The 21,354-nt window shown below is 47.6% G+C and carries 18 protein-coding genes; 6 read left to right on the top strand and 12 right to left on the bottom strand.

Translation table 11 applies throughout. The features are described from left to right. Positions 1-56: 56 nt before the first annotated feature. Positions 57-638 (bottom strand): NAD(P)H-dependent oxidoreductase, encoded by a 582-nt coding sequence (locus G7035_RS15450; protein ID WP_019688248.1) that lies wholly within the window; start codon positions 636-638, stop codon positions 57-59. Between the two features lie 74 nt (positions 639-712). Continuing rightward, on the bottom strand, positions 713-1,297 hold the full coding sequence (locus G7035_RS15445; RefSeq protein ID WP_019688249.1) for a TetR/AcrR family transcriptional regulator: 585 nt from the start codon (positions 1,295-1,297) through the stop codon (positions 713-715). A gap of 305 nt (positions 1,298-1,602) precedes the next feature. Between G7035_RS15445 and G7035_RS15440 the strand changes: the two genes are divergently transcribed. Further along, positions 1,603-2,214: an oxidoreductase gene (locus G7035_RS15440; protein WP_019688250.1), complete on the top strand. Its 612-nt coding sequence runs from the start codon at positions 1,603-1,605 to the stop codon at positions 2,212-2,214. A gap of 39 nt (positions 2,215-2,253) precedes the next feature. On the opposite strand, the gene G7035_RS27680 is transcribed toward G7035_RS15440, so the two are convergent. Next, positions 2,254-2,841, bottom strand: coding sequence for a DUF4183 domain-containing protein (locus G7035_RS27680; protein WP_019688251.1), 588 nt, complete (start codon positions 2,839-2,841; stop codon positions 2,254-2,256). 449 nt (positions 2,842-3,290) lie between these two features. Between G7035_RS27680 and G7035_RS15430 the strand changes: the two genes are divergently transcribed. After that, complete coding sequence (locus G7035_RS15430) at positions 3,291-3,704, top strand: DUF4183 domain-containing protein (RefSeq protein WP_017426787.1); 414 nt, start codon at positions 3,291-3,293, stop codon at positions 3,702-3,704. 123 nt (positions 3,705-3,827) lie between these two features. On the opposite strand, the gene G7035_RS15425 is transcribed toward G7035_RS15430, so the two are convergent. After that, positions 3,828-4,565: a cyclase family protein gene (locus G7035_RS15425; RefSeq protein ID WP_017426786.1), complete on the bottom strand. Its 738-nt coding sequence runs from the start codon at positions 4,563-4,565 to the stop codon at positions 3,828-3,830. A gap of 399 nt (positions 4,566-4,964) precedes the next feature. Between G7035_RS15425 and G7035_RS15420 the strand changes: the two genes are divergently transcribed. Then, a complete protein-coding gene (locus G7035_RS15420; RefSeq protein WP_019688253.1) occupies positions 4,965-6,248 on the top strand; it encodes a pectate lyase family protein in 1,284 nt (427 codons plus the stop codon). A gap of 146 nt (positions 6,249-6,394) precedes the next feature. Here the strand turns inward: G7035_RS15420 and G7035_RS15415 are convergent, their stop codons facing one another. The 5 genes from G7035_RS15415 to G7035_RS15395 form a co-directional block, all read right to left on the bottom strand. Beyond that, positions 6,395-7,462, bottom strand: a complete 1,068-nt coding sequence (locus tag G7035_RS15415) for an ABC transporter ATP-binding protein (RefSeq protein ID WP_019688254.1) — start codon at positions 7,460-7,462, stop codon at positions 6,395-6,397. Between the two features lie 213 nt (positions 7,463-7,675). Beyond that, a complete protein-coding gene (locus tag G7035_RS15410) occupies positions 7,676-9,055 on the bottom strand; it encodes a sensor histidine kinase (protein ID WP_016821907.1) in 1,380 nt (459 codons plus the stop codon). Positions 9,056-9,057: 2 nt separating this feature from the next. Further along, a complete protein-coding gene (locus G7035_RS15405; RefSeq protein WP_016821908.1) occupies positions 9,058-9,768 on the bottom strand; it encodes a response regulator transcription factor in 711 nt (236 codons plus the stop codon). Between the two features lie 181 nt (positions 9,769-9,949). Continuing rightward, positions 9,950-10,447 (bottom strand): hypothetical protein, encoded by a 498-nt coding sequence (locus tag G7035_RS15400; RefSeq protein WP_019688255.1) that lies wholly within the window; start codon positions 10,445-10,447, stop codon positions 9,950-9,952. A 157-nt stretch (positions 10,448-10,604) separates the two neighbouring features. Then, positions 10,605-17,381 (bottom strand): WIAG-tail domain, encoded by a 6,777-nt coding sequence (locus G7035_RS15395; RefSeq protein ID WP_019688256.1) that lies wholly within the window; start codon positions 17,379-17,381, stop codon positions 10,605-10,607. A gap of 189 nt (positions 17,382-17,570) precedes the next feature. On the opposite strand from G7035_RS15395, the gene fabV reads away from it, so the two are divergent. Next, entirely contained in the window at positions 17,571-18,758 is a 1,188-nt protein-coding gene (gene fabV, locus G7035_RS15390; RefSeq protein ID WP_019688257.1) for an enoyl-ACP reductase FabV, read from the top strand. Between the two features lie 297 nt (positions 18,759-19,055). Continuing rightward, positions 19,056-19,208 carry a DUF1540 domain-containing protein gene (locus tag G7035_RS15385; RefSeq protein WP_017426780.1) on the top strand — a complete coding sequence of 51 codons (153 nt, stop codon included), beginning with the start codon at positions 19,056-19,058 and terminating at the stop codon, positions 19,206-19,208. A 73-nt stretch (positions 19,209-19,281) separates the two neighbouring features. Here G7035_RS15385 and G7035_RS15380 read toward each other — a convergent pair whose 3' ends face one another. Further along, positions 19,282-19,584 carry a hypothetical protein gene (locus G7035_RS15380; protein WP_016818701.1) on the bottom strand — a complete coding sequence of 101 codons (303 nt, stop codon included), beginning with the start codon at positions 19,582-19,584 and terminating at the stop codon, positions 19,282-19,284. A gap of 93 nt (positions 19,585-19,677) precedes the next feature. Next, positions 19,678-20,049: a DUF4190 domain-containing protein gene (locus G7035_RS15375; protein ID WP_016818700.1), complete on the bottom strand. Its 372-nt coding sequence runs from the start codon at positions 20,047-20,049 to the stop codon at positions 19,678-19,680. Positions 20,050-20,270: 221 nt separating this feature from the next. Between G7035_RS15375 and G7035_RS15370 the strand changes: the two genes are divergently transcribed. Next, positions 20,271-20,858 carry a hypothetical protein gene (locus G7035_RS15370; protein WP_019688258.1) on the top strand — a complete coding sequence of 196 codons (588 nt, stop codon included), beginning with the start codon at positions 20,271-20,273 and terminating at the stop codon, positions 20,856-20,858. A gap of 8 nt (positions 20,859-20,866) precedes the next feature. Here G7035_RS15370 and lpdD read toward each other — a convergent pair whose 3' ends face one another. Next, positions 20,867-21,217: a prenylated flavin chaperone LpdD gene (gene lpdD / locus G7035_RS15365; RefSeq protein ID WP_019688259.1), complete on the bottom strand. Its 351-nt coding sequence runs from the start codon at positions 21,215-21,217 to the stop codon at positions 20,867-20,869. Between the last annotated feature and the right edge of the window lie 137 nt (positions 21,218-21,354).

The following is a 21,354-nucleotide window of genomic DNA, read 5'->3' as shown; positions in this document are numbered from 1 at the left end:
CGAATGTCCTCTATATGTTAATGGATCAGCGTGTTTGCTATTGAGATGGCGAAAACCTAGCTCATGCTTCGTCCTAGCTGCTCAACCTTGCTCAGCCATTCGTTACGCTGTTGATCTGTCCTCTTATTCATAAGATCAATGGTCGTAGAACGCACTGGCTTGACACCGCATAAATGTAGTGTGGAATCCTTCATCATCCGATGCCCAGGCTGTCCCTGGAAAAATCGATAGTACCAGTGCGGACCGTCCATCGTTGTAATGAGGCGGGCTGTTCTTCCTTTTAGAAGCTTGTCAGGCAGGGGTTTTCCTTTTTGATACTTAAACGCAAACCCCGGCATAAAGGTACGGTCAATGAATCCTTTCATTAATGCAGGCAAGCTGCCCCACCAGATTGGAAAGACAAAAACGAGATGTTCTGCCCATTTAATCGACTCCTGTGCTTGGATCAAATCAGGTTCCAACGGCAATTTATTACGATATCCACCTAATAGATTTGGATTAAAGTCCAACACGGATAGCTGCAACAAACGAACCTCTGCTCCTGCAGCCTTCGCTCCTTTTACATAGGATTGAGCCAGCGCTTCTCCATAACTACCATCGACCGGATTCCCTTGAATCACCAATATTTTTTTAGACATATAAGCCACTTCCTACCTTCATATTATGACTTTAGTTAGAAAACACTAACTTTATATTTAAAAAGAAAAGGTCATTACTGACCTTTACTTAATAAAGCAGTTAAACGTTGTTTGACCTCTGCTGCCAATGGAGCCAGTAGCTGTGGAAGTTCCCCTTCCAGGCTGGACACGGACAAGCGTGTAATGGCTCCAATGATGAGCACACCGGATAGCTGAACATCCTGCTTCGGCAGTTCACCTTGTTGAATCCCCTGTTCGATGAATTCAGTCAACGCCTCCAGCGGCTGACGCACATTCTGGCTCTGGCTTGCTTCAACATACAGCTCATGATGCTGTGATAGTAGAAGCAATCCATACTGGTCCTCATCATGCATATTCAGCACTTCATCCACCAGTTGATGGAAACGGCTGACGAAGCTCCCACTCTGCTTGCGATAGAAGTCAATTAAGGTGGTGTAGCTATTACAATATTGCCCAAATACCTCCAAGGCCATTGCATCTTTACTCTTAAAATGCTTATAAATCGCGGCATCCGTCACACCGGCAGCCTCTCCAATCTCTTTGACTGAAATCCCGTCAATCCCTTTGGTTGCAAATAAGCACATCGCTGCCTGCAGAATATCTTTCTTTTTGCTGTCTACATGTGTTTTCTTGTTCATAAAATTATAGTAAGTTAATACTAACTAAAATGCAAGTCATGTTTATGCATGCTCATCCTGTCTATGTGCTTAATTTAAAATCCATCGTAATAAACCTAAAATACCATGTTTTTATAAGTGAATGTTCATGAATACGTTAAATGATACGTGTATTGCCTCATTTTATTCCTATAAAATACATATGTAACCGAATAAGGCGGGCGTTCTGAACCGTTAATAAAAAGGAGTGAACCCAATAGAGCTTACTGTTTCAACCACTTCAAATACGCGATGTAGAGCTAAAAAATCGGATTATGATGTCTCCCATGGGTACCGTCTCAGCGGCAGAAGACGGAAAAGCAACCGGTTGGCATACGCTGCATTACGGCGCTCGGGCGCTAGGACAAGTGGGGCTAATCATGCTTGAAGTGCATGCAGTCACCCAGCAGGGAAAAGATTCAGGCAGCCTTGGCATATGGAGCGACGAGCACATTTCCCCGCTGCAAAAAGTGGTGCAAGCCATTCATGACCAAGGCTCTAAAGTCGGTCTCCAGCTTTGGCATGTCGGACGCAAGGGCTCGTTGCCTCAAGAAACAGCTGTATCCGCCTCTGGTTTGCCTCACCGCGAACGGGCGACCTCCGCACTGTCTTTAGAAGAAATCCATAATCTTGTGCTTGCCTTCAGAGATGCCGCTGTACGGGCTTCGCAAGCTGGAATAGATGTCATTGAATTTCGTCAGACTGCTGGTATAGCTACCGCAGCCGTAGGCTTGATTACTCACGGTACTCAAGCCAAGGAAATTTTGCGTAATGGTCGGGCGGATCTGGTTGCGGTAGGCCGGGAACTGCTGCGTAATCCATTCTGGCCCAGACAGGCAGCCGAACAACTCGGTGTTCGTATTGAAGGACCTGCACCCTATAACCATTTTTGGTTTTAAAATAATGCCCATCACTTGAAGTATTTATCGCGAGCGATGTCATGCACTGTATCGCACACTAAATTGAACAATTTCCACAATAATAGGTGTGCCGGAGGAAATTGTCTCCCCTTCGCCGAGGTGAATCGTCAGCGATGAAGGTGTCAAGCTGAACAACGTTCTTTCTTGTAACATTCCGTTAATATACAGATTAGCATAACTATTGCTTCCGACATGAAACCTCTGAGAAGCTCCCTGCACACCATCTACAGAAAATTGATCCGCCATAATCGTGACTGAAGATTCAATCGGATCAGGAGTAAAATAAAAATACCGCTCAGCCGTAGGGACAATTTCAATATTGGAGATGTCAGGTGCCGGACCGGTTGGACCCGTTATACCTTGGGCTCCAGTAGGACCGATTACGCCCTGTGCTCCGGTAGGACCGGGTGCACCTGTTGCGCCTGCACTACCTTGAGCTCCAGTTGGACCGGGCACTCCCGGTGCTCCCTGTGTTCCTGCAGGGCCCCGTATTCCTGGTACTCCTGGCACTCCCGGCACTCCTGGCACTCCTGGCGCTCCTGGCACCCCGGCTTCACCTGGAAGACCTGCTGAACAGGGCATACCTTGCTTTCCTGTATGCTCCATCCTCTTCCGTTTAGCAGGAGTATTTCTGAAGCGCCGTTGTACAATAATTAGCTTTGGATGCTTTGGGGCATGCAACCCCGTTTTTGTTTTACCTTTGAATGGATACCTGGGCTTACACTTTTTTCGTTTGTTGATCTTGCAATGTACTGTTCTCTTTCCTTGCCTTCTTAGTAATGCATCACGTCTCCTCATACCAGCCGTATACACCTCCTCCTCTCATGCTTATGTATTGTATGCACATCTCTCATTAGAGTCTTAGGCATTTGTAATATGCAGATTCCAAGTATTCGCTTTCATTTTTTGTGCAGTAAAATAGGACCTTCTCCATTTACCCTATTATTAATAGAAAGGTTCATATGCCGTTTCCGAATAGGTTGAAAAATCATTTATTGATTAAGAGCCAGCGAATGGCTCATACCACATACCAGTAAAGAAAGGAGATGAGAACTATGCCAATCATAAAACCTGTATTTACAGCAGTAGCCACGGCTCCAGTGTCAACGGGGGGTGCTATAACCACGACCATAACCCCAGCAACTACCCGTTTTTTTGCAACCATTACAGCCGGGATGATCGGAGCAACAGAAACAACTGTTCCTGCTGCCAGCTTCGTAGATGACGCCGATGCTCCCGTGGTTGCTTTACCGGCATTAACAGCCACAGATTCTTCTAATTATTATATTAACGGAGTCATTCAGCAGAGCTCCTTATTCACCCTCTCCACAGCAAGTCTGGTCATTGCCTCCGTAGATATTACACCAGGTGTCCCGGTTGTTATAGAAATAGCAGATTTTAGCGGTACAACCTCTACTATCACCACTCAGCCTACCATCTCGGCCCCTACTGTAACGATTATCACATAAGGCGTTTCAATGATTTTGAACCAAGCCGGACTGAATGGTCATTCACGCTGTACACTACCCCGTATACGCTAGAAAAAGACCGATTCAGATGTCGATATCTGAATCGGTCTTTTAAGCTCAAGATTAAGGCAAAATAGCAAAGGAGCGCACCGGAAAACCGGGTGAATCCTGAATGCTCGGAACGATATTATAAATGATTGCGCCCGTCGGAGGCAGCTTGTCCAAATTTGTCAGCACCTCAACTTGATATCGATCCTGCTCCAATATGTAATATTCCCCTACCAGTTTGCCCGCTTTTCGATAAGCTACAGAGGAGTCCGTATCCAGTGTTTCATGCCCGATAGCAGCAACATTCCGTTCTTCTACCAAAAAGCGCAGCGCATCCAGCGACCAGCCTGGGCAGTGTGCATCTCCGGCATTGTCCTTGTTCGAGAAGGCATCTGGATTAGGCCAGCGCTTGCTCCAATCACTGCGAAAGGCGGCAAAGGACTGTTCGGCAATACGTCCGTGCTCTTTTTCAAAATCCAGAATATCCGCGACCGTAAGCTCATAGTCGGAATTGGCTGCAACGGCTGCTGAACGGTCAATGACAACCAGCGGTAAAACCAGTTCCTTCAACGAAAGCTCATGTAAATAACGTTTCCCCTTCACAAAATGAACGGGAGCGTCAATATGAGTTCCATACTGCCCTGGAAAGCAGTATTGTTTTACAAAAAAGCCATCGTCGTGGGTAAACAAGGTATCCACCTGAACGTTATCAAAAACCGGAAAATGGGGAATTTCAGGATAAAAGGCATGGGACAAGTCCACCCACTCTTTTTGCTTCAACAACTTCAATACATTTGCTAAATCCTCTGCCATGATGCCGATTCCTCCTCAGCTTTATTACAAGCATTGTACCTGAGGATACTACAAAAATCCATAATTCTCCTGTCATTTTTCATCACTTTTTGACTTGGAATCGTTAACATTATTAGAAAAACTATTTTATCTTTATTCACTGAAATAACTCCATATAATCATATATACAATTCCCATTTCCTATGATTGTTAACGTTTTCATTTATATATATGCATTTTGATTGGAAAAAGAAGGTCTCTATTGAATTATTTAAAAATTCGACAAAAATTTTAGTATGTAACTTTTATTATATTAACAAATACTGGTACACAAAGTATGATAGAACATGTAGAAACTACAGGAGCACCCGGGACTCCCTCGTTCGTCTACTCCATTTATCCAATATACGGAGGTATTTTATGAAAAAGAGATGTTCACTCGGAATCGCAGCCGTGTTATTGTTCGCTACTCTGGCTCCTATGGGTGCACCTGCTCATGCAGCAAGCGATATTGGCAAGGAGACACTTGGCAGCAAAAACGGTTGGGCCGCCTTTTCTACAGGCACGACAGGTGGAGCTACTGCTACTTCCTCCAATACTTTCACCGTAACGAACCGCAAACAACTTGTCGATGCGTTAGGCAAAAGCAGCAACACTACACCTAAAATTATTTATGTCAAAGGTACAATCAATGCCAATGTCGATGACAATAATAAAGCGCTAGGATTGAACGATTACAAAGACCCTAAGTATGATTTCAATGCGTATCTCAAGGCGTATGATCCGTCTACATGGGGTAAAAAGGTTCCTTCTGGTACATTGGAAGACGCACGTAAGGCATCACAGAAGAATCAAGCTAGTCGTACCGTTATTGAAATCCCATCCAATACAACGATTGTCGGTCTGGGCAACAATGCTATCATTAATGGTGCAAACTTCCAACTGAAAAAGGGTACAGACAACGTCATTATCCGTAATATTGAGTTTCAGGATGCCTACGATTATTTCCCGCAGTGGGACCCAACTGACGGCAGTACAGGCAACTGGAATTCAGAATATGACAGCATTACCATTAACGGAGCTACGCATGTATGGGTGGATCACAATACGTTCAATGACGGGGCTCACCCCGATAGCGGAAACGGCACCTTCTACGGTCAAGAATACCAACATCATGATGGACTGCTCGATGTGATTAACCAGGGTGATCTGGTTACCGTTTCATACAATCACTTTTACGATCATGACAAAACATCCATTATCGGCAACAGCGACAGCAAAACAGCAGATGAAGGGGCTTTACGTGTAACCCTGCATCACAATTATTATGAGAATACAGTACAACGCACACCGCGCGTACGTTATGGACAAGTCCATCTCTATAACAATTACTATACAGGTGATGTAAAACGCTCTGAATACCCTACGCTGTATATATGGGGCGCAGGCAAATCCTCCAAAATCTTTGCTGAAAACAATGTCATTGACGTTGCGGGACTATCCGCAGGCAAAATTGTGACTGTTTTTGGTGGGACTGCCTTGTCAGATACTGGCACACTTCTGAATGGACAGGCCGTAAACGCAGGCTCCAGCGCGGGTCTTAGCTCCTCTGTAGGCTGGAAGCCATCCTTGAACGATAAAATTTCCCCATCCGCCAGCGTGAAGGCAGAGGTCACTTCCCAAGCCGGTTCCGGCAAGCTGTAAGCGCTACCGTATAATACAAATCACCACAGACTCATGCAACCTGTGGTGTTACACCAAAAAGGCTGTTTCCTCCGTAATATTATTCCATACGGAGAAAACAGCCTTTTTTTATTTATCATCTGCTTATTTATAAATTATATATTGCTTTAACTGCCGTATTGTTCAACTAAAACCGACTTTTCAAATGCGTTATCCAACTTGCGAAGTTTAGCTTTCACCGCTTCTGGTGGCTCAACTGCAGGTGCATCTGGATGAAGCAACCATGATTTCACAAAGTGTGTATCAGACAATTGATAGAGCGGAGGCTCTTTCTCAAAGTCAATTTTCATGGCATAAGAACTGCGGGCTGCAAACGCATCCCCTACAGGTGGGTGAAGCAGATCCGGTGGTGTTCCCGGGATCGCAGCCAGCTTCTGACCATGGCTGTCCAAACTAGGCATGGAAGCAAGGAGTCCCCATGTATATGGATGTTTTGGGTTATAGAAAATTTCATTAACCGTACCTGTTTCCACGATTTGCCCTGCATACATAACAGCAACGCGATCCGCCATCTTCGCCACAACACCGAGGTCATGAGTAATAAAGATGATAGAAGTATCAATCTTTTTCTGAAGATCCTTCATCAGTTCCAAAATTTGAGCTTGAATCGTTACGTCCAGCGCAGTCGTCGGCTCATCGGCAATCAGAAGTTTCGGATTAGCAGCCAATGCCATCGCAATGACGACACGTTGACGCATACCGCCACTAAATTCATGCGGATATTGGTTAAAACGCTGTTCAGGATGCGGAATACCTACCAGATTCAGCAACTCAATCCCCCGCTTGCGAGCAGCGTCCTTGGATATCTTTTCATGCTTGAAAAGCACTTCCGTGATCTGCTTACCGACTTTCATCGTCGGGTTAAGTGAAGTCATTGGGTCCTGAGAAATCAGGCCAATTTCCTTACCACGAATTTTTTGCATCTGCTTTTCCGTTTTATTAATCAGCTCTTGTCCGTCAAACATAATTTGACCCTTTTGATAAATGCCTGGAGGGGTCGGGATCAGCTTCATAACAGCTTGTGAGGTTACGCTTTTGCCTGAGCCGGATTCACCGACAATCGCCAGCGTCTCTCCTTTATTGACATGAAAGTTTACGCCACGAATGGCCTGCACTAGTCCCTGACGGGTCTTGAAAGATATCGTTAAGTCCTTCACTTCCAAAAGGCGGTTCATCTCATCACTCTTTCATTTATTATTCATCACTATTATTGACCACTATCTAAAAAAACGACGTTCATGAGTCAAGGTATATACGAATAATTTTACTCATTTTAGTACCTGCCAGTCAAGCAATATCTAAAATATCACCAAAAACCTTTCATGATATGTCACGTTAGTGGTATATATAAGCGAAAAAGTGATCATTTTTAACCATTTTTGCCTCATTTATAACATGTGTTGAATGTAACTAAAGCGTGCACCACCTAATGGCGATCGTGTACAAAGTAGTTCTCCATTCAGTCGGGAGGCTATTTGACGGCAGATGGCCAATCCTAGTCCCGTGACGCCATTTGATCCTGTATAGAATCTTCCAAACACCTCGGCTGCTTCAGACTCGGTTAGTCCTCTCCCATCATCATCTACATGCATAACCCACACAACCTCCGCCGTTGTCCCCGTCTCCAAATGAATGACAACCTCCGTAGAGGTGTGTCGAACTGCATTTTGCAGCAAATTCAATATCATGCGGAATAATTGCTCAGCCGGAACGGCCACATGCAGACCCTCTCCCTCCACTCGAAGCGAGATAGAGCGTTCACTGGCCATCGGCATCAATAGATGAACAGCGTCCTCCGCCATACTTCTCAGATCAATCAGAGAGACAGGCCATTCCTCATTCAACGCCTCCAGCCTCGATAGCTGAAGCAACTTTTCCACCATATCAATTAATCGCTGGGATTGCACTTTAATGATGCTCAGTCCCTCGTCCTGGGATACTACTTGATCCTGAATGGCATATACATAACCTTGAATGGACATTAACGGTGTCCTTAGCTCGTGTGATACATTTTGCAGAAATTCAATTTGGCTGTGGTGGTGCTGCTGAATGCGGGCCGACATGGAATGAAAGGTGCCTATTAGTTCGCCAATTTCGCTTTTGTCCGCCTGCGGAAACTCACTATCCTGTGGCTGATTCGGCTCATAGTTGCCTACCGCCTCTTTCAATCGTTTGAGTGGACGCACCAGACGTGAAACAATCATCAGACCAATAACGAGAATCACCAGAAAACTCGCTACGATCGATAGTAACGTAGTCCTCATTAACGGTACATAGAGGGCTCTCAAAGAAGATAAGGGTGAGTATACAAAGATGCGGAAAGGTTGTCCGGGCAGTTCTTCATTCGTAAACAACACCTTTTTACCTTGAAGCACCGCAACGCCTTCATGTGTAGTAACCAGATCGTGGGCAGAGGGATGAACCGATGCAAAAAATCCTTGGCGGGTCAAAAGCAAATGCTCGATCTTTTTGCCTTCCATCCCAGAGACGCTGGAGTCGATGATGCGGTTATCCGTGCTTAAAATAAAGTAATCGGCAGATAAAAGCACACCCTTGATAACATAGTTAAATTCGGCATTATCCAGTCGATCAAAGCCTCCGTCACTCATAATGTGGACGGCTTTGCGTGCCTGCTCATGAAGCTTGGATTTGGCCTGATTCACCAGAATGTCATCGATGAGCCTAATAAATAAGACCACCGTAATACAGACAGTAATCAGCATGGCAATGGACAGGGACAGCAGAATTTTGGCTCTCATCGTACGCATGGCTACATCTCCTGAACCGTTGCTTTATATCCAAATCCCCATACCGTGTTAATGACAAGCGTAGAGTGGTATTCTGCCAACTTTTTGCGAATACGTTTGACCAGATCATCTACGACTCTCACATCACCTATAAAGTCATAGCTCCACACCTGCTGAATCAAATGCTCTCTGCCAAAAGGCCTTTCCAGATGATTCGCAAGAAACAGCAACAGGTCGAATTCACGTGAGGTCAAATTTAACGTTTGTCCGTCTACTGTAACTTTACGAAAGTCAGCAAAAATGCACAGATTGCCTGCATGGCAAAGATTTGTGCTCTCTGCTGCTTGCTTGTCATCGGATGCAGACGTGCCCGCCTTGCTCAGTCTCAGCATCGCTTTGACCCTTCCCACCAGCTCTCTTGGATTAAAGGGCTTGGTCAAAAAATCACTGCATCCCAATTCCAGCCCGTGGATACGGTCACTTTCCTCTCCGCGCGCGGAGATCATAATGATCGGCATTTCTGTAAACTCACGAAGCTGAGTCAATAGAGAAAGCCCGTCAATGCCCGGCATCATAATATCAAGCACGAGGCAATCTGGACGGTTTGTTCGGATATGCTCTACCAATGTTTTCCCACTGGAAAAGGAAGTTACCTCGTAGGACTCTTTTTTCAAATATTCAGATATTAATTGCAAAATGAACACATCGTCATCCACTACTACTATTTTTGTCATGGCCTTAACCCCTTGCCGTTGTTCTGGATGCTAGCATCCTTTCTTTAAGCTTAACAGAAGCCCAGCAGAATAGACAAAAGACGGGTATACCGTTCCCGGTCCCGTCTTTTCTTATCATGAATCGCTGCTGTATATGCCAGGTGAACTGAAAGCTAACTACACTTCTACCTTATTTTCTACCTTATTTCTTAGTTGTTACTACTTTAGCTGCTGCCTTTGGAGCAGTTTTGGCTGGGACTGCTTTTTTTACTGGAACTTTATGGGTTGCTTTTTTAGCTACGACATGTTGTGCACGAGTTTTATGTGCTGCTACCTTGTGTTGAACAGCGTTATGTTTTTTCACATGATGTTTAACTGTGCGGTGTTTTGCTTTCACTGCTTTTGCTTTGTGGCTTGCCACTTTTTTCGCAATGGCTTTTTTGGCAGGAGCTTTTTTTGCTTTGGTTGTTGCTTTATGAGCTGTTGCAGCTTTTTTAACAGGTGCTTTCACCACAGGTGTTTTCGTTGCAGGCGCTTTTGACGGTGCTTTGCTAGCAGGAGTCGTAACCGCAGGAGTTTTGATGGCTGGTGCAGTGGTGGCTGGAGTTGTGGTTGCTGTAGCGGCGAATGCGCTGCTTGCTCCTCCCAGTACGCTTACTACGGTCAATACGGCTGCTGCATTTTTAGTCCATTTTTTCATGATTGAATCACCTCTCCTTTAAAGTATCTTTAGCTTATCAGGAGAATTCGGGATAATTGTGGAGCAAATATGTGAAAAGTATATGAAAAAGCGTGCAGCTCTGTATCTGGAAAACACATGAGTCTGCACGCTATAAGTGTTGCAACCATCATCTCCACTAACCGATGGCAATCCAGGAAATAATACCGTAGTTATGCGCGGTTTCACTCCACTTGGTTACAACGATCACCGCTCCATTAGTCGTCTGGGATTTCAGTGTTGCATGAAAGAGAGGATGGTTCGTCATCGCTACCAACGTGTAGTCCGGGTTCACAAATGGCTCCCCAAATACAATGGTTACTTCCGTCTCTCCTTCGCTTCCTTTTAAAAGAAACGGCGCTCTGCCAAACTGCTGTAATGCAGGCTGGTTCGCACAAGTACGAACCGGGGTGATGCTCAAATGCTCCGGTGTCACTGCATTCAGTTCCAGCTCACGTGAGCCAACGGAACCTTCTGCCAGATGATGACCTTCGATGCTCTGCTCTGCCACATGATGACTTTGTACCGCAGCAGCCTGTAGATGCTCTGGACCTACAGCTTCTGGGCTTAGCACCTCACTGTTGACGACCTGATCCTGCAGATGGCCGCGGGATATACTGTTTGCCTGAAGTTTGTCGCCACTGATCCCTTCCTCCGGTAAAAGCCCCGAGAGATGAATATCTGTGGATAATTGATCCAGTGTCACCGAGCCGGGCTTTATGTGGTGCGAATCAATGACTTCCTTTGCAATATGCTGACCTTCAATTGCCTCCTCAGCCACATGGCGGGACTCCACCGTTCCATCTGCGAGTTTGCCGGACGTCACTGCTCCATCCTGTATAGCTTGCTCTGACACCGCCTGCCAGCCGATATGCTGTGACTGAATAGCTCCTGCTTGCAAATGCTCAGATTGAACAGAATCCGGTGAAATGTGACGGGACTGCACAGCCCCCTCTGCCAGTGCTGACTCTTGAATCGCCCCATCGGACAAATGCTGGGAGTGCACGGCATGCTCTGTCAAATGTACGGAGCTTACACTGGCTTCCGCCAGATTCGAAGCACGCACCGCGCGAAGCGCAAGCTTCTCAGCGTTCACGCTGCCTGCCTGGAGCGCGTGAACAGATACGCTCCCTGGCGCAATATGCTGGATCGTCACTGCCGAAGGCTGCAAGTGGGCTGAGGTGATAGATTCCGGCGCCAGATGGCTCGACTGGATGGTCTCTTCTGCCAAATGATGGGCTTGCACGGCTTCGTCCGTAATGTGCCATGGCTGGACGGAATGTGGAGATATTTTGGCAGCTGTCACAACCTCATCTGCCAGTTTGTCGGACGTAACGGACTCATCCTGTAAGGCCTCCGTCGATATTGACTGGGACGCCAGATGCTCGCCCTGAATGGTTCCAGTGTGCAGATGGTGCGACTGGATCGATTCCGGGGCAATATGCACGGACTTCACTGCACCTTTTGCCAGCGCTGTATCCTGTACTGCGCCAGTTGCCAAATGCAGGGTGTGTACCGACTGTGCGGACAAATGCGAAGGACCCACGCTGCCTTCCGCAAGATTCGCCCCTTGTACCGAGTGGACCGCCAACTTCTCCGAGGTGACGCTTTCCGCTTGTAGCGCACGACTAGACACACTATCCGAGGCCAGATGGCTCGCAAGCACAGTCGAAGACTGCAAGTGGGCTGAGGTGACGGACTCTGGCGCCAGATGGCTCGACTGAACGATCTCTTCTGCCAAATGATTGGCTTGCACGGCTTCATCCGTAATGTGCCATGGCTGGACGGAATGTGGAGATATTTTGGCAGCTGTCACGACCTCATCTGCCAATTTATCAGACGTAACGGACTCATCCTGTAAGGCATCGGTCGATATCGACTGAGATGCCAGATGCTCTCCCCGAATGGTTCCAGTAGGCAGATGGTGCGATTGGACCGATTCCGGGGCGATGTGTACCGACTTCACTGCCCCCTCGGCTAGCGCTGTATCCTGGACTGCACCGTCTGCCAGATGCTGGGTGTGTACCGAATGTGCAGACAGATGTGACGGGCCGACGCTGCCTTCCGCAAGATTCGTTCCTTGCACCGAGTGGGCTGCCAGCTTCTCTGAGGTGACGCTTTCCGCTTGTAGCGCACGACTAGACACACTATCCGGAGCCAGATGGCTCGCAAGCACCGCCGAAGACTGCAAGTGGGCTGAGGTAACAGATTCCGGTGACAGATGGCTCGACTGGATGGTCTCTTGTGCCAAATGATTGGCTTGCACGGCTTCGTCCGCAATGTGCCACGGCTGTACCGAGTGAGCCGACAGCTTGGCGGCAGTCACACCCTCATCCGCCAATTTATCAGACGTAACGGACTGATCCTGTAAGGCATCGGTCGATATCGACTGGGATGCCAAATGCTCGCTCTGAATGGTTCCAGTTTGCAGATGATGCCGCTGGATCGATTCCGGGACAATGTGTACCGACTTCACTGCCCCCTCGGCTAGCGCTGTATCCTGGACTGCGCCGACTGCCAAATGCTGAGTGTGTACCGACTGTGCGGACAAATGCGAAGGACCGACGCTATCTTCCGCAAGATTCGTCCCTTGCACCGAGCGCGCTGCCAGCTTTTCCGAAGTGACGCTTTCCGCTTGTAGCGCAAGACCGGATACACTTTCTGGTGCCAAATGGCTCGCAAGTATCACCGAAGGTTGTAAGTGAGCTGAGGTGACAGATTCCGGCGCCAGATGGCTCGACTGAACGGCCTCTTCTGCCAAATGATTAGCTTGCACCGCTTCATCTGTAATGTGCCACGGCTGTACGGAGTGAGCCGACAGCTTGGCGGCAGTCACACCCTCATCCGCCAATTTATCAGACGTAACGGACTCATCCTGTAAAACATCAGTCGATATCGACTGGGATGCGATATGCTCGCCCTGAATGCTTCCAGTGTGCAAATGGTGCGACTGGATCGATTCTGGAGCGATATGCACAGATTTCACTGCTCCCTCTGCCAACGCTCTATCCTGTACCGCTCCGGCTACCAGATGCCGGCTGTGTACGGACTGTGCCGACAAATGTGACGGGCCGATGCTGCCTTCCGCAAGATTCGTCCCTTGTACCGAGCGTGCTGCCAGCTTTTCTGAGGTGACGCTTTCCGCCTGTAGTGCACGACCGGATACACTATCTGGCGCCAAATGGCTCGTAAGCACTGAGGAAGCCTGCAAATGGCGAGAGGTAACGGATTCCGAGGCCAGATGGCTTGACTGGATGGCTTCTGTCGCCAAATGATTTCCTTGCACCGCTTCATCTGTAATGTGCCACGGCTGTACCGAGTTGACCGACAACTTGGCGGCAGTCACACCCTCATCCGCCAATTTATCAGACGTAACGGACTCATCCTGCAAAGCATCGGTCGATATGGCCTGGGATGCGATATGCTCGCCCTGAATGCTTCCAGTGTGCAGGTGATGCGGCTGGATGGACCCCGGGGTAATGTGTACCGACTTCACTGCTCCCTTTGCCAGCGTTGTATCCTGTACTGCACCTGTTGCCAGGTGCCGGGCGTGTACCGACTGTGCAGACAAATGTGACGGGCCGACGCTGTCTTCCGCAAGATTCGTTCCTTGCACTGAGTGGGCTGCCAACTTATCCGAGGTGACGCTTTCCGCTTGTAGCGCACGGCCGGACACACTATCCGGGGCCAGATGGCTCGTGAGCACTGACGAAGACTGCAAGTGGGCTGAGGTTACACTTTCCGGCGCTAGATGGTTCGACTGGATGGACTCTTCTGCCAAATGATTTCCTTGCACCGCTTCGTCTGTAATGTGCCACGACTGTACCGAGTGGGCCGACAGTTTGGCGGCAGTCACACCCTCATCCGCCAATTTATCAGACGTAACGGACGCATCCTGCAAAGCATCGGTCGATATGGCCTGGGATGCGATATGCTCGCCCTGAATGGCTTCAGTGTGCAGATGGTGCGGCTGGATCGATTCCGGGGCAATGTGCACGGACTTCACTGCTCCCTCTGCCAGCACTCTATCCTGTACCGCTCCAGCTGCCAAATGCCGCGTGTGTACGGACTGCACAGATAGATGTGAAGGGCCGATACTGCCTTCTGCAAGGTTCATTCCTTGTACCGAGCGGGCTGCCAGCTTTTCCGAGGTCACACTTTCCGCTTGAAGCGCACGACCGGACACACTATCCGGGGCCAAATGTCTCGTAAGCACCGAGGAGGCCTGTAGGTGCACCGAGGTGACCGCTCCAGATGCCAGGTGGGTCGAGTCCACAACTGCCACAGCCAAGTGGTTGCTTTGTACAGCTTCATCCATAATATGCCCGGACTGCACTGCATGGGCTGACAGCTTAGTGGAGGTTACACTTTCCTCTGACAGTTTAGCAGAGGTAACCGCTTCATCCTGTATGGCCGGAGTCGCTATAGCTTGCAATGCAATATGTTCTCCCTGAATGATCCCGCTTTGCAAGTGCTCGGATTGGATGGATTCTGCTGCAAGATGCTCAGACTTCACAGCATTCTGGGCTAATATCGTGTCCTCTACTGCTCCTGCGGCCAAATGTCTGGTGTGTACGGCCTGTGCAGCCAAATGTCCGGGTCCCACGCTGTTTTCCGCCAGATTGGAAGCCTGCACAGCCCGAGCCGCTAACTTCTCGGAAGTGACGCTTTCCGACTGAAGGGCATGGCCGGACACACTATCCGGGGCGAGATGTTTGGTTTGGATCGAAGCAGACTGCAAATGGTTGGAGGTGACGGATTCCGGAGCAAGATGATTCGCCTCCACTGCCTCAACAGCCAGATGGTTGCTTAGCACCGCTTTATCTGTAATATGCCATGGCTGCACAGAACGAGCAGACAGCTTGGAGGAAGTGACACTGCCCTCAGCTAACTTAGGTGCAGTAATTGCCAAATCATTAATTTTATCCGTAGCCACACTTTCCGGCGATAGTTTCAACGAAGTAACGGCATGATCCTGCAAATGGTGGGAGTATACCGCACCGCTGGCCAAATGCGCGGTTTGAACAGCGCCTTCGCCTAGTATGTCTGCGGTAACGGACTGTTCTTGCAACGCCGCGGTTCCGACACTATCTTCCCCAAGATGCTTGCTCTGTACAGAGCTCTGGGCCAAATGAGTTGAGTCCACCGCTTGAGCCTGTAACGCCTTTCCGCCCACACTATTGTCGGCAAGGTGGTTTTCACGGATGACTCCCGTTGCAATGTGTACGTGGGTAATGGCTTGAGACGCAATTTTATTTCCGGTTACCGCCCCTGTGCTAATTTTAGTTTCTATAACCGCCTCGTCAGCGATTTTGTCAGACTTAATAGCGCTCGAAGCAATGTGATTTTCCTTGATAGCCTGATTCGCCACATGGTGATCCAGAACTGCACCCTTCCCTATTTTCTCGCTTGTCACAGCCCCGGAATGCAAATGTTGCTCCGTAACCGCCTCTGATGCGATATGATCCTTCCGAATAATTTCGGATTGAAGATGCACGGAAGAGACTGCCTCTGGAGAAATCTGGGGTCCTTGTATGGCTGCTGTTGCAATATGTCTAGTAAGTACCGCCTCATCGGCAATTTTGTGCGGGAGAATACTCTGATCCGATATTTTGGATGAAGTGACGGATTGATCGACAATTTGCAATGAGCCTACAGACTGATCTGCCAGTTTATTGGACTGAATACTCCGATCCGCGATATGCCGTGCTGTCACTTGGCCCGTTCCAAGCTGCTCTTCCCCGATGGAGCCGGGACTGAGATGCTTTCTTTCAATCGCTCCTGCCTGAATGTGCGTACTGGTGACTGCCTCAGACTCCAGATGACGTCCGCTGACAACGCCTTCCTCCAATTGTTCTCGGCCTACAATACCGTTGGATAGCTGCTTGCGATTAATCGAACCCGGAGCTAGATGCCGGGCAAGAACGGCATGCTCGGTCAGGTGTGCGCTCTCAATGCTGCCTGCCTGGATTTTAGCTCCATCCACAGCCCCATCCCGCAGTTTGGAGGTGGTCACAGACTGATCACCCAGCTTGGAGCTATCAACAGCTTCATTCGCCAAATTGTTCGATTGAATCGTACCGCTGCGAATTTTATCTGAGGTGACCGACTGATCTTGAAGCATATCTGAAGACACGATCCATTGCTTGAAGTGACGACTCTCAATCGAGCCATTGGCAATATGATCGCCGCTAATAATTTTATCCGCCAGCTTTTCTGGAGTGATGCTGCCATCCCGAAGTTTTTCACCACTAATAGAGCGATCCTGCAATTTACTGCCTGCCACTGATGCGTCCGACAGATGCTCGACCGTAATGGAGTCGGGAGCAATCTTCGAAGCAGTCACAGCACCGTCAGCTATTTTAATGGTATGAACAGCATAATCTGCTAAAGATTCCGTTTGAATACTCTCTTGTTTCAGCTTGCTGGAATCTATGGAAGCAGGAGCGATCTTCTCACCCGTCACAGCGAGATCACTCAAATCGTCTGTATAGATGAAAGCATTGTTTACATGTGGAGCCTTCTTATTGTTCAAAATTTCTTCCACATCAATTGGATCTGGTTCTGGTTCTGGTTCTGGCTCTGGTTCAGGTTCCGGTTCTGGATCTAGTTCTAGCTCTGGTTCTAGCTCTGGCAGTGGAGGTTCTTCCATCAAAGCTGGAGTCTCCTCTACATCTGCAACCTCAATCTCTTTCTCTTGCAGAGCCTCGACTTCAGGCTCGACAACTGTCTGTATCTCCGACTCCTCTGTAGTTGGGGGAGGCGGAGAAGCAACTTGATGAAGTCTTGCTTCTGTCTCCCTCTCCGCAGGCAGTGGCTTTGAGCGTTGTATCATACTTAACTCATTCATATCCGGGTCAATTACACGATAGAGCGGCTTTTTGTTTCTGTTGGTTTTGCGGCTCTTGTTCTTCAAGCAGCTCTCTCCCTTCTCATGTTTATCGTTACAGCATCATATGCAGACTCTTAGGCACTTGCCACCCTGTACAGGGATACACTTTTGGGTAAAAAGGATACTTACTGAAATCCACGTTTGAAAAAAAATTGTTAAAAGTTAAAATAGTAAGGGTGAAGATTGCTACAAGAAGAGAGGAATTACAATAACATGATTATCAAACCAAGAACACGTGGCTTTATCTGCACCACTGCTCATCCGGTGGGCTGTGCCCAACATGTTCAGGAGCAAATTGACTATGTACTAGCCCGTCCTGCTATCCACGGACCTCGTAATGTGCTTGTGATCGGGGCATCTGCCGGATATGGGTTGGCTTCTCGAATTACGGCCGCTTTCGGTGCGCGTGCCAATACAATTGGTGTATATCGTCCTAGCAATGCTACGGCTACACGCACAGCATCAGCAGGCTGGTACAATTCTGCTGCATTTGAAAAAGCCGCTCAGGAAGCTGGGCTTAAATCTTTAAGCGTGACAGGAGACGCCTTCTCGGATGAAGTCAAAGCCAAAACGGTGGAAGCCATTCGTGAAGAACTGGGACAAGTCGATCTGGTGGTTTACAGTGTTGCTTCAGGTCGCCGTACCCATCCCCGCACAGGCGAAACGTCTAATTCCGTGCTCAAACCTATTGGTGAGCCCTATACGAATAAGACCGTTAACTTTCACACCGGTGAAGTCAGCAGCGTGACGCTCGAACCGGCTACAGAAGAAGAAGTACAGGGGACTGTAGAGGTTATGGGTGGTGAGGATTGGAAATTGTGGATTGACGCTTTGCGTGCAGGCGGTGTACTCGCTGATAACGCCACTACCTTCTCTTTTTCGTATATCGGTTCAGATATTACCCAAGCCATCTACAGAGAAGGCAGTATCGGAAGCGCAAAAGATCATCTGGAGGCGACAGCACGCCAACTGAACGACCAGCTGAAAGCCACAGGTGGACGCGCCTTCGTCGCAGTCACCAAAGGACTCGTTACCCAATCCAGCTCGGCCATCCCTGTCGTTCCTCTGTATATTTCCGCTTTGTATAAGGTGATGAAGGAAAAAGGGCTGCATGAGGGGTGCATAGAACAGAGCTACCGCCTATTTGCCGAGCGTCTGTACGCCCCAGAAACTACTGTAGATGAAGAGGGTCGCATTCGCATTGATGATTGGGAATTGCGCGAGGATGTGCAGGCAGAAGTTGCGAACATATGGGAGGAACTGACGACCCAAAATATCTATGAATTATCCGATCTTGAAGGATATCGTCGCGAATTTTTCCAGCTGTTCGGCTTTGAATTCGAAGGTGTAGAGTATGATGCTGATATTGATCCCATCGTAAATATTCCTAACGTGCGCTAAGTCTTTTAGTGCCGCCATTCGTTTAGAAAAACATAAAAAAGCTGTCTCCGGCAGAAGAACATTTCGTTCTGCATAGGGACAGCTTTTGTTTTTTAATTAAAAGGAACTCTTGTGTCTATTTGGCTCTGCAACATGACGCAAACATTGCAATTTTAAAATTGTTTTGATATTGTACAAGTAGGCATAGCAAAATCCCTCTTCTTACCAAGAGGGTACACACAGCTGGACAAGTCCTACCTTGACTGACTGTGATTGTATTTGCTCAGCCCATCACATTCCTATAAGGAGGTGAACAATATGGCAAAAGACGTTCTGTGCGAAGTCAACTCATGCACGTACTGGGCTCAGGATAATAAATGCAGCGCAAGCTCCATTTATATCGTAAGCAACAAGCCTGCGAACACTCACACGTCCGAAGAAACAGACTGCAAAACCTTTGAAGCAAAGTAGACCTTAGTTTTCAAGCCAAACCATAGCTTTATCATGAAGGAGCCCCTGCCAGGGTTCCTTCTTTCTTATGATTCTAACAAGAATGATAATTATTATCAAGTTCTTTTTGAGCTATATTATAGAAAATACTACCCGCTCCTATACATTCACTTCCTTGAAGTTTTTCGACTTCGCTTAAGACAAAAAAAGAAGCGTCACCCTGAACGAGTCGCTTCTTGTGCTTGACCTTTTGTAATTGTTCCTGCTTGGTCGGCTTCATTCGCGTGTGCTGTGAAATCTCGCCATAATGATCATTCGTTTTGCGGCTCTGTGCCGCGCAATAGATCCCGGCGCGTTTCGCCTTGCTTAACGCTTTTTGTGTTTGAGTACGTGCCATACAGCTTCACTCTCCTTGATTGGACTCCCTCTATCATAACATCCAATAGGCAAATCGTGAATGGTTAGTCTGACTCAAGCATTCTTTAATTCATTAAATGTCTGAAAAAATATCCGAGTCGCCACTGGAAGCCGCCACAACAAAAACAATAACCAAGAAAATGATAATCAGTGCATAAATTAGTGTGCCGATAATACTACATACCAGTCCAGCAATAGCCATGCCTCTGCCTTGCTCACCATGACGATTAATTTCCTTCAGGGAAAGACTGGACAAAATAATACCTACAATTCCGATGATCAACCCAAGATAGGGAATGACAACAGATAAAATCCCGAGCACCATCGACGCAACAGCTTTACTATTTGTAGGTGGGACCACTGGGGGCTGGTTAAATGGGGCGTTATAATCGTTCGGCTCCTGAAAGGGATCGGAAGATCGAGGCTCCTTGTACAAGTCACTCATCTGTTTAATTCAACTCCAATAATTATAATAACAATATATAAGTTCTAGGGTACCACAATCTTACAAATCAGGACAGTACTTATTTCAATTTTTTAAATTAGAACGTTAAAAAGTAGCAGCATAGCATCTTAGCACTTTTTGAGATAACCGGGCATACAGTATTGTACCTATTACAGATAAATTGCGCTCCATGAGAGCATCCTGCCAAGGAGGACGGAGCTATGTTATATCGTGGAACATCCCGCAGAAAGGGCTCGCCTCACCCACGTTTACATGCAGAGACACTTCGGAAAATATCCGCCGCCATGCTGCCATTTTACAAAGCTATTGCGACCCGACGTGCTTTTGCCGTCCAATGGTCACGAGCTGTCGTTCAGGGTAATTTGGATCGGATGAAATCCCTTCTCTGCTCAGTAGCGCCATTTGCCGCCAAGCAAGGCTTAGGCACGAATGGGATCGGCTACTTTGTTTCCTTTTTAGCTCAGCCACCAATGCTTTATTATACGAACGGTACGACGATTCCACCCGGGATGGTGCAGTTTACATTTGAACCGAAGGTTCATCGCGCCATTGCCAAAGCCGTTTTTCCGCTGTATCGCGAATTGGCACGCAATGAATGCTTTGCTTCTGCCTTAGCCAAAGCGATCAACAGGCAAGACCAGCGTGCAGTTCAGGTAATGATCCGTAGTTTAATTCCATCCTCTGCGCTAAAATCTGTAGACATTGAGGATAATGGATTTGCATTGCTCTTTAAGTATCCCTTTAGTAAATATCCCTATCGCAATCTACTCTTTCAGGAGTTCACTTAAAAAGGTCGCTACAAGCGTACTTGCTTAAGTTCTTCAATGAGCTCTTTTCCCATTTGTATAGCCATGTCTGTCAACATTCGGATTTCGTCCTTGGTTGCATGATCCAAATGCGTCCCGCAGCAAATGGCGAAGTTACCCGCAAACTCTTTACGCAAGCGAACTGCAATTTCTTCAGTAATATAAAATTCCTTGTGGTTTTGCAATTGCACGGTTTGAATCGACTCAAGCCTAGCCCCTGCTGTAATCGTCCCCAAGTGAGGCTGATCACCGCCTGATATGAGCACAACGATATCTTCTCCCATAAAATAGGCATCGAGTACAAGACGGATACGTCCGCTTTCTTTTTCCAAATGAATCATATGATCCTCTCCTGCTAAAAAATATTATTGTGAAACGATTCACTTTATAGAGTACTATTCATTGTATCGCTTCCTGAACTGTTGGACAAATTCAAAAAGGCCCACAGCAGCCTCTATTAACAGTGGCTTGCTGTGGG

This window comes from Paenibacillus polymyxa, assembly GCF_015710975.1.
Lineage (GTDB): Bacteria > Bacillota > Bacilli > Paenibacillales > Paenibacillaceae > Paenibacillus > Paenibacillus polymyxa.
The sequence above is the reverse complement of the archived record's forward strand: the minus strand, read 5'-3'. Positions and strand labels throughout refer to the sequence as shown.

Excerpts from the sequence above, each read along its gene's own strand:
- G7035_RS15450 (WP_019688248.1), bottom strand. The coding sequence starts at position 638 with ATGTCTAAAAAAATATTGGTGATTCAAGGGAATCCGGTCGATGGTAGT.
- G7035_RS15445 (WP_019688249.1), bottom strand. The coding sequence starts at position 1,297 with ATGAACAAGAAAACACATGTAGACAGCAAAAAGAAAGATATTCTGCAG.
- G7035_RS15440 (WP_019688250.1), top strand. The coding sequence starts at position 1,603 with ATGGGTACCGTCTCAGCGGCAGAAGACGGAAAAGCAACCGGTTGGCAT.
- G7035_RS27680 (WP_019688251.1), bottom strand. The coding sequence starts at position 2,841 with ATGGAGCATACAGGAAAGCAAGGTATGCCCTGTTCAGCAGGTCTTCCA.
- G7035_RS15430 (WP_017426787.1), top strand. The coding sequence starts at position 3,291 with ATGCCAATCATAAAACCTGTATTTACAGCAGTAGCCACGGCTCCAGTG.
- G7035_RS15425 (WP_017426786.1), bottom strand. The coding sequence starts at position 4,565 with ATGGCAGAGGATTTAGCAAATGTATTGAAGTTGTTGAAGCAAAAAGAG.
- G7035_RS15420 (WP_019688253.1), top strand. The coding sequence starts at position 4,965 with ATGAAAAAGAGATGTTCACTCGGAATCGCAGCCGTGTTATTGTTCGCT.
- G7035_RS15415 (WP_019688254.1), bottom strand. The coding sequence starts at position 7,462 with ATGAACCGCCTTTTGGAAGTGAAGGACTTAACGATATCTTTCAAGACC.
- G7035_RS15410 (WP_016821907.1), bottom strand. The coding sequence starts at position 9,055 with ATGCGTACGATGAGAGCCAAAATTCTGCTGTCCCTGTCCATTGCCATG.
- G7035_RS15405 (WP_016821908.1), bottom strand. The coding sequence starts at position 9,768 with ATGACAAAAATAGTAGTAGTGGATGACGATGTGTTCATTTTGCAATTA.
- G7035_RS15400 (WP_019688255.1), bottom strand. The coding sequence starts at position 10,447 with ATGAAAAAATGGACTAAAAATGCAGCAGCCGTATTGACCGTAGTAAGC.
- fabV (WP_019688257.1), top strand. The coding sequence starts at position 17,571 with ATGATTATCAAACCAAGAACACGTGGCTTTATCTGCACCACTGCTCAT.
- G7035_RS15385 (WP_017426780.1), top strand. The coding sequence starts at position 19,056 with ATGGCAAAAGACGTTCTGTGCGAAGTCAACTCATGCACGTACTGGGCT.
- G7035_RS15380 (WP_016818701.1), bottom strand. The coding sequence starts at position 19,584 with ATGGCACGTACTCAAACACAAAAAGCGTTAAGCAAGGCGAAACGCGCC.
- G7035_RS15375 (WP_016818700.1), bottom strand. The coding sequence starts at position 20,049 with ATGAGTGACTTGTACAAGGAGCCTCGATCTTCCGATCCCTTTCAGGAG.
- G7035_RS15370 (WP_019688258.1), top strand. The coding sequence starts at position 20,271 with ATGTTATATCGTGGAACATCCCGCAGAAAGGGCTCGCCTCACCCACGT.
- lpdD (WP_019688259.1), bottom strand. The coding sequence starts at position 21,217 with ATGATTCATTTGGAAAAAGAAAGCGGACGTATCCGTCTTGTACTCGAT.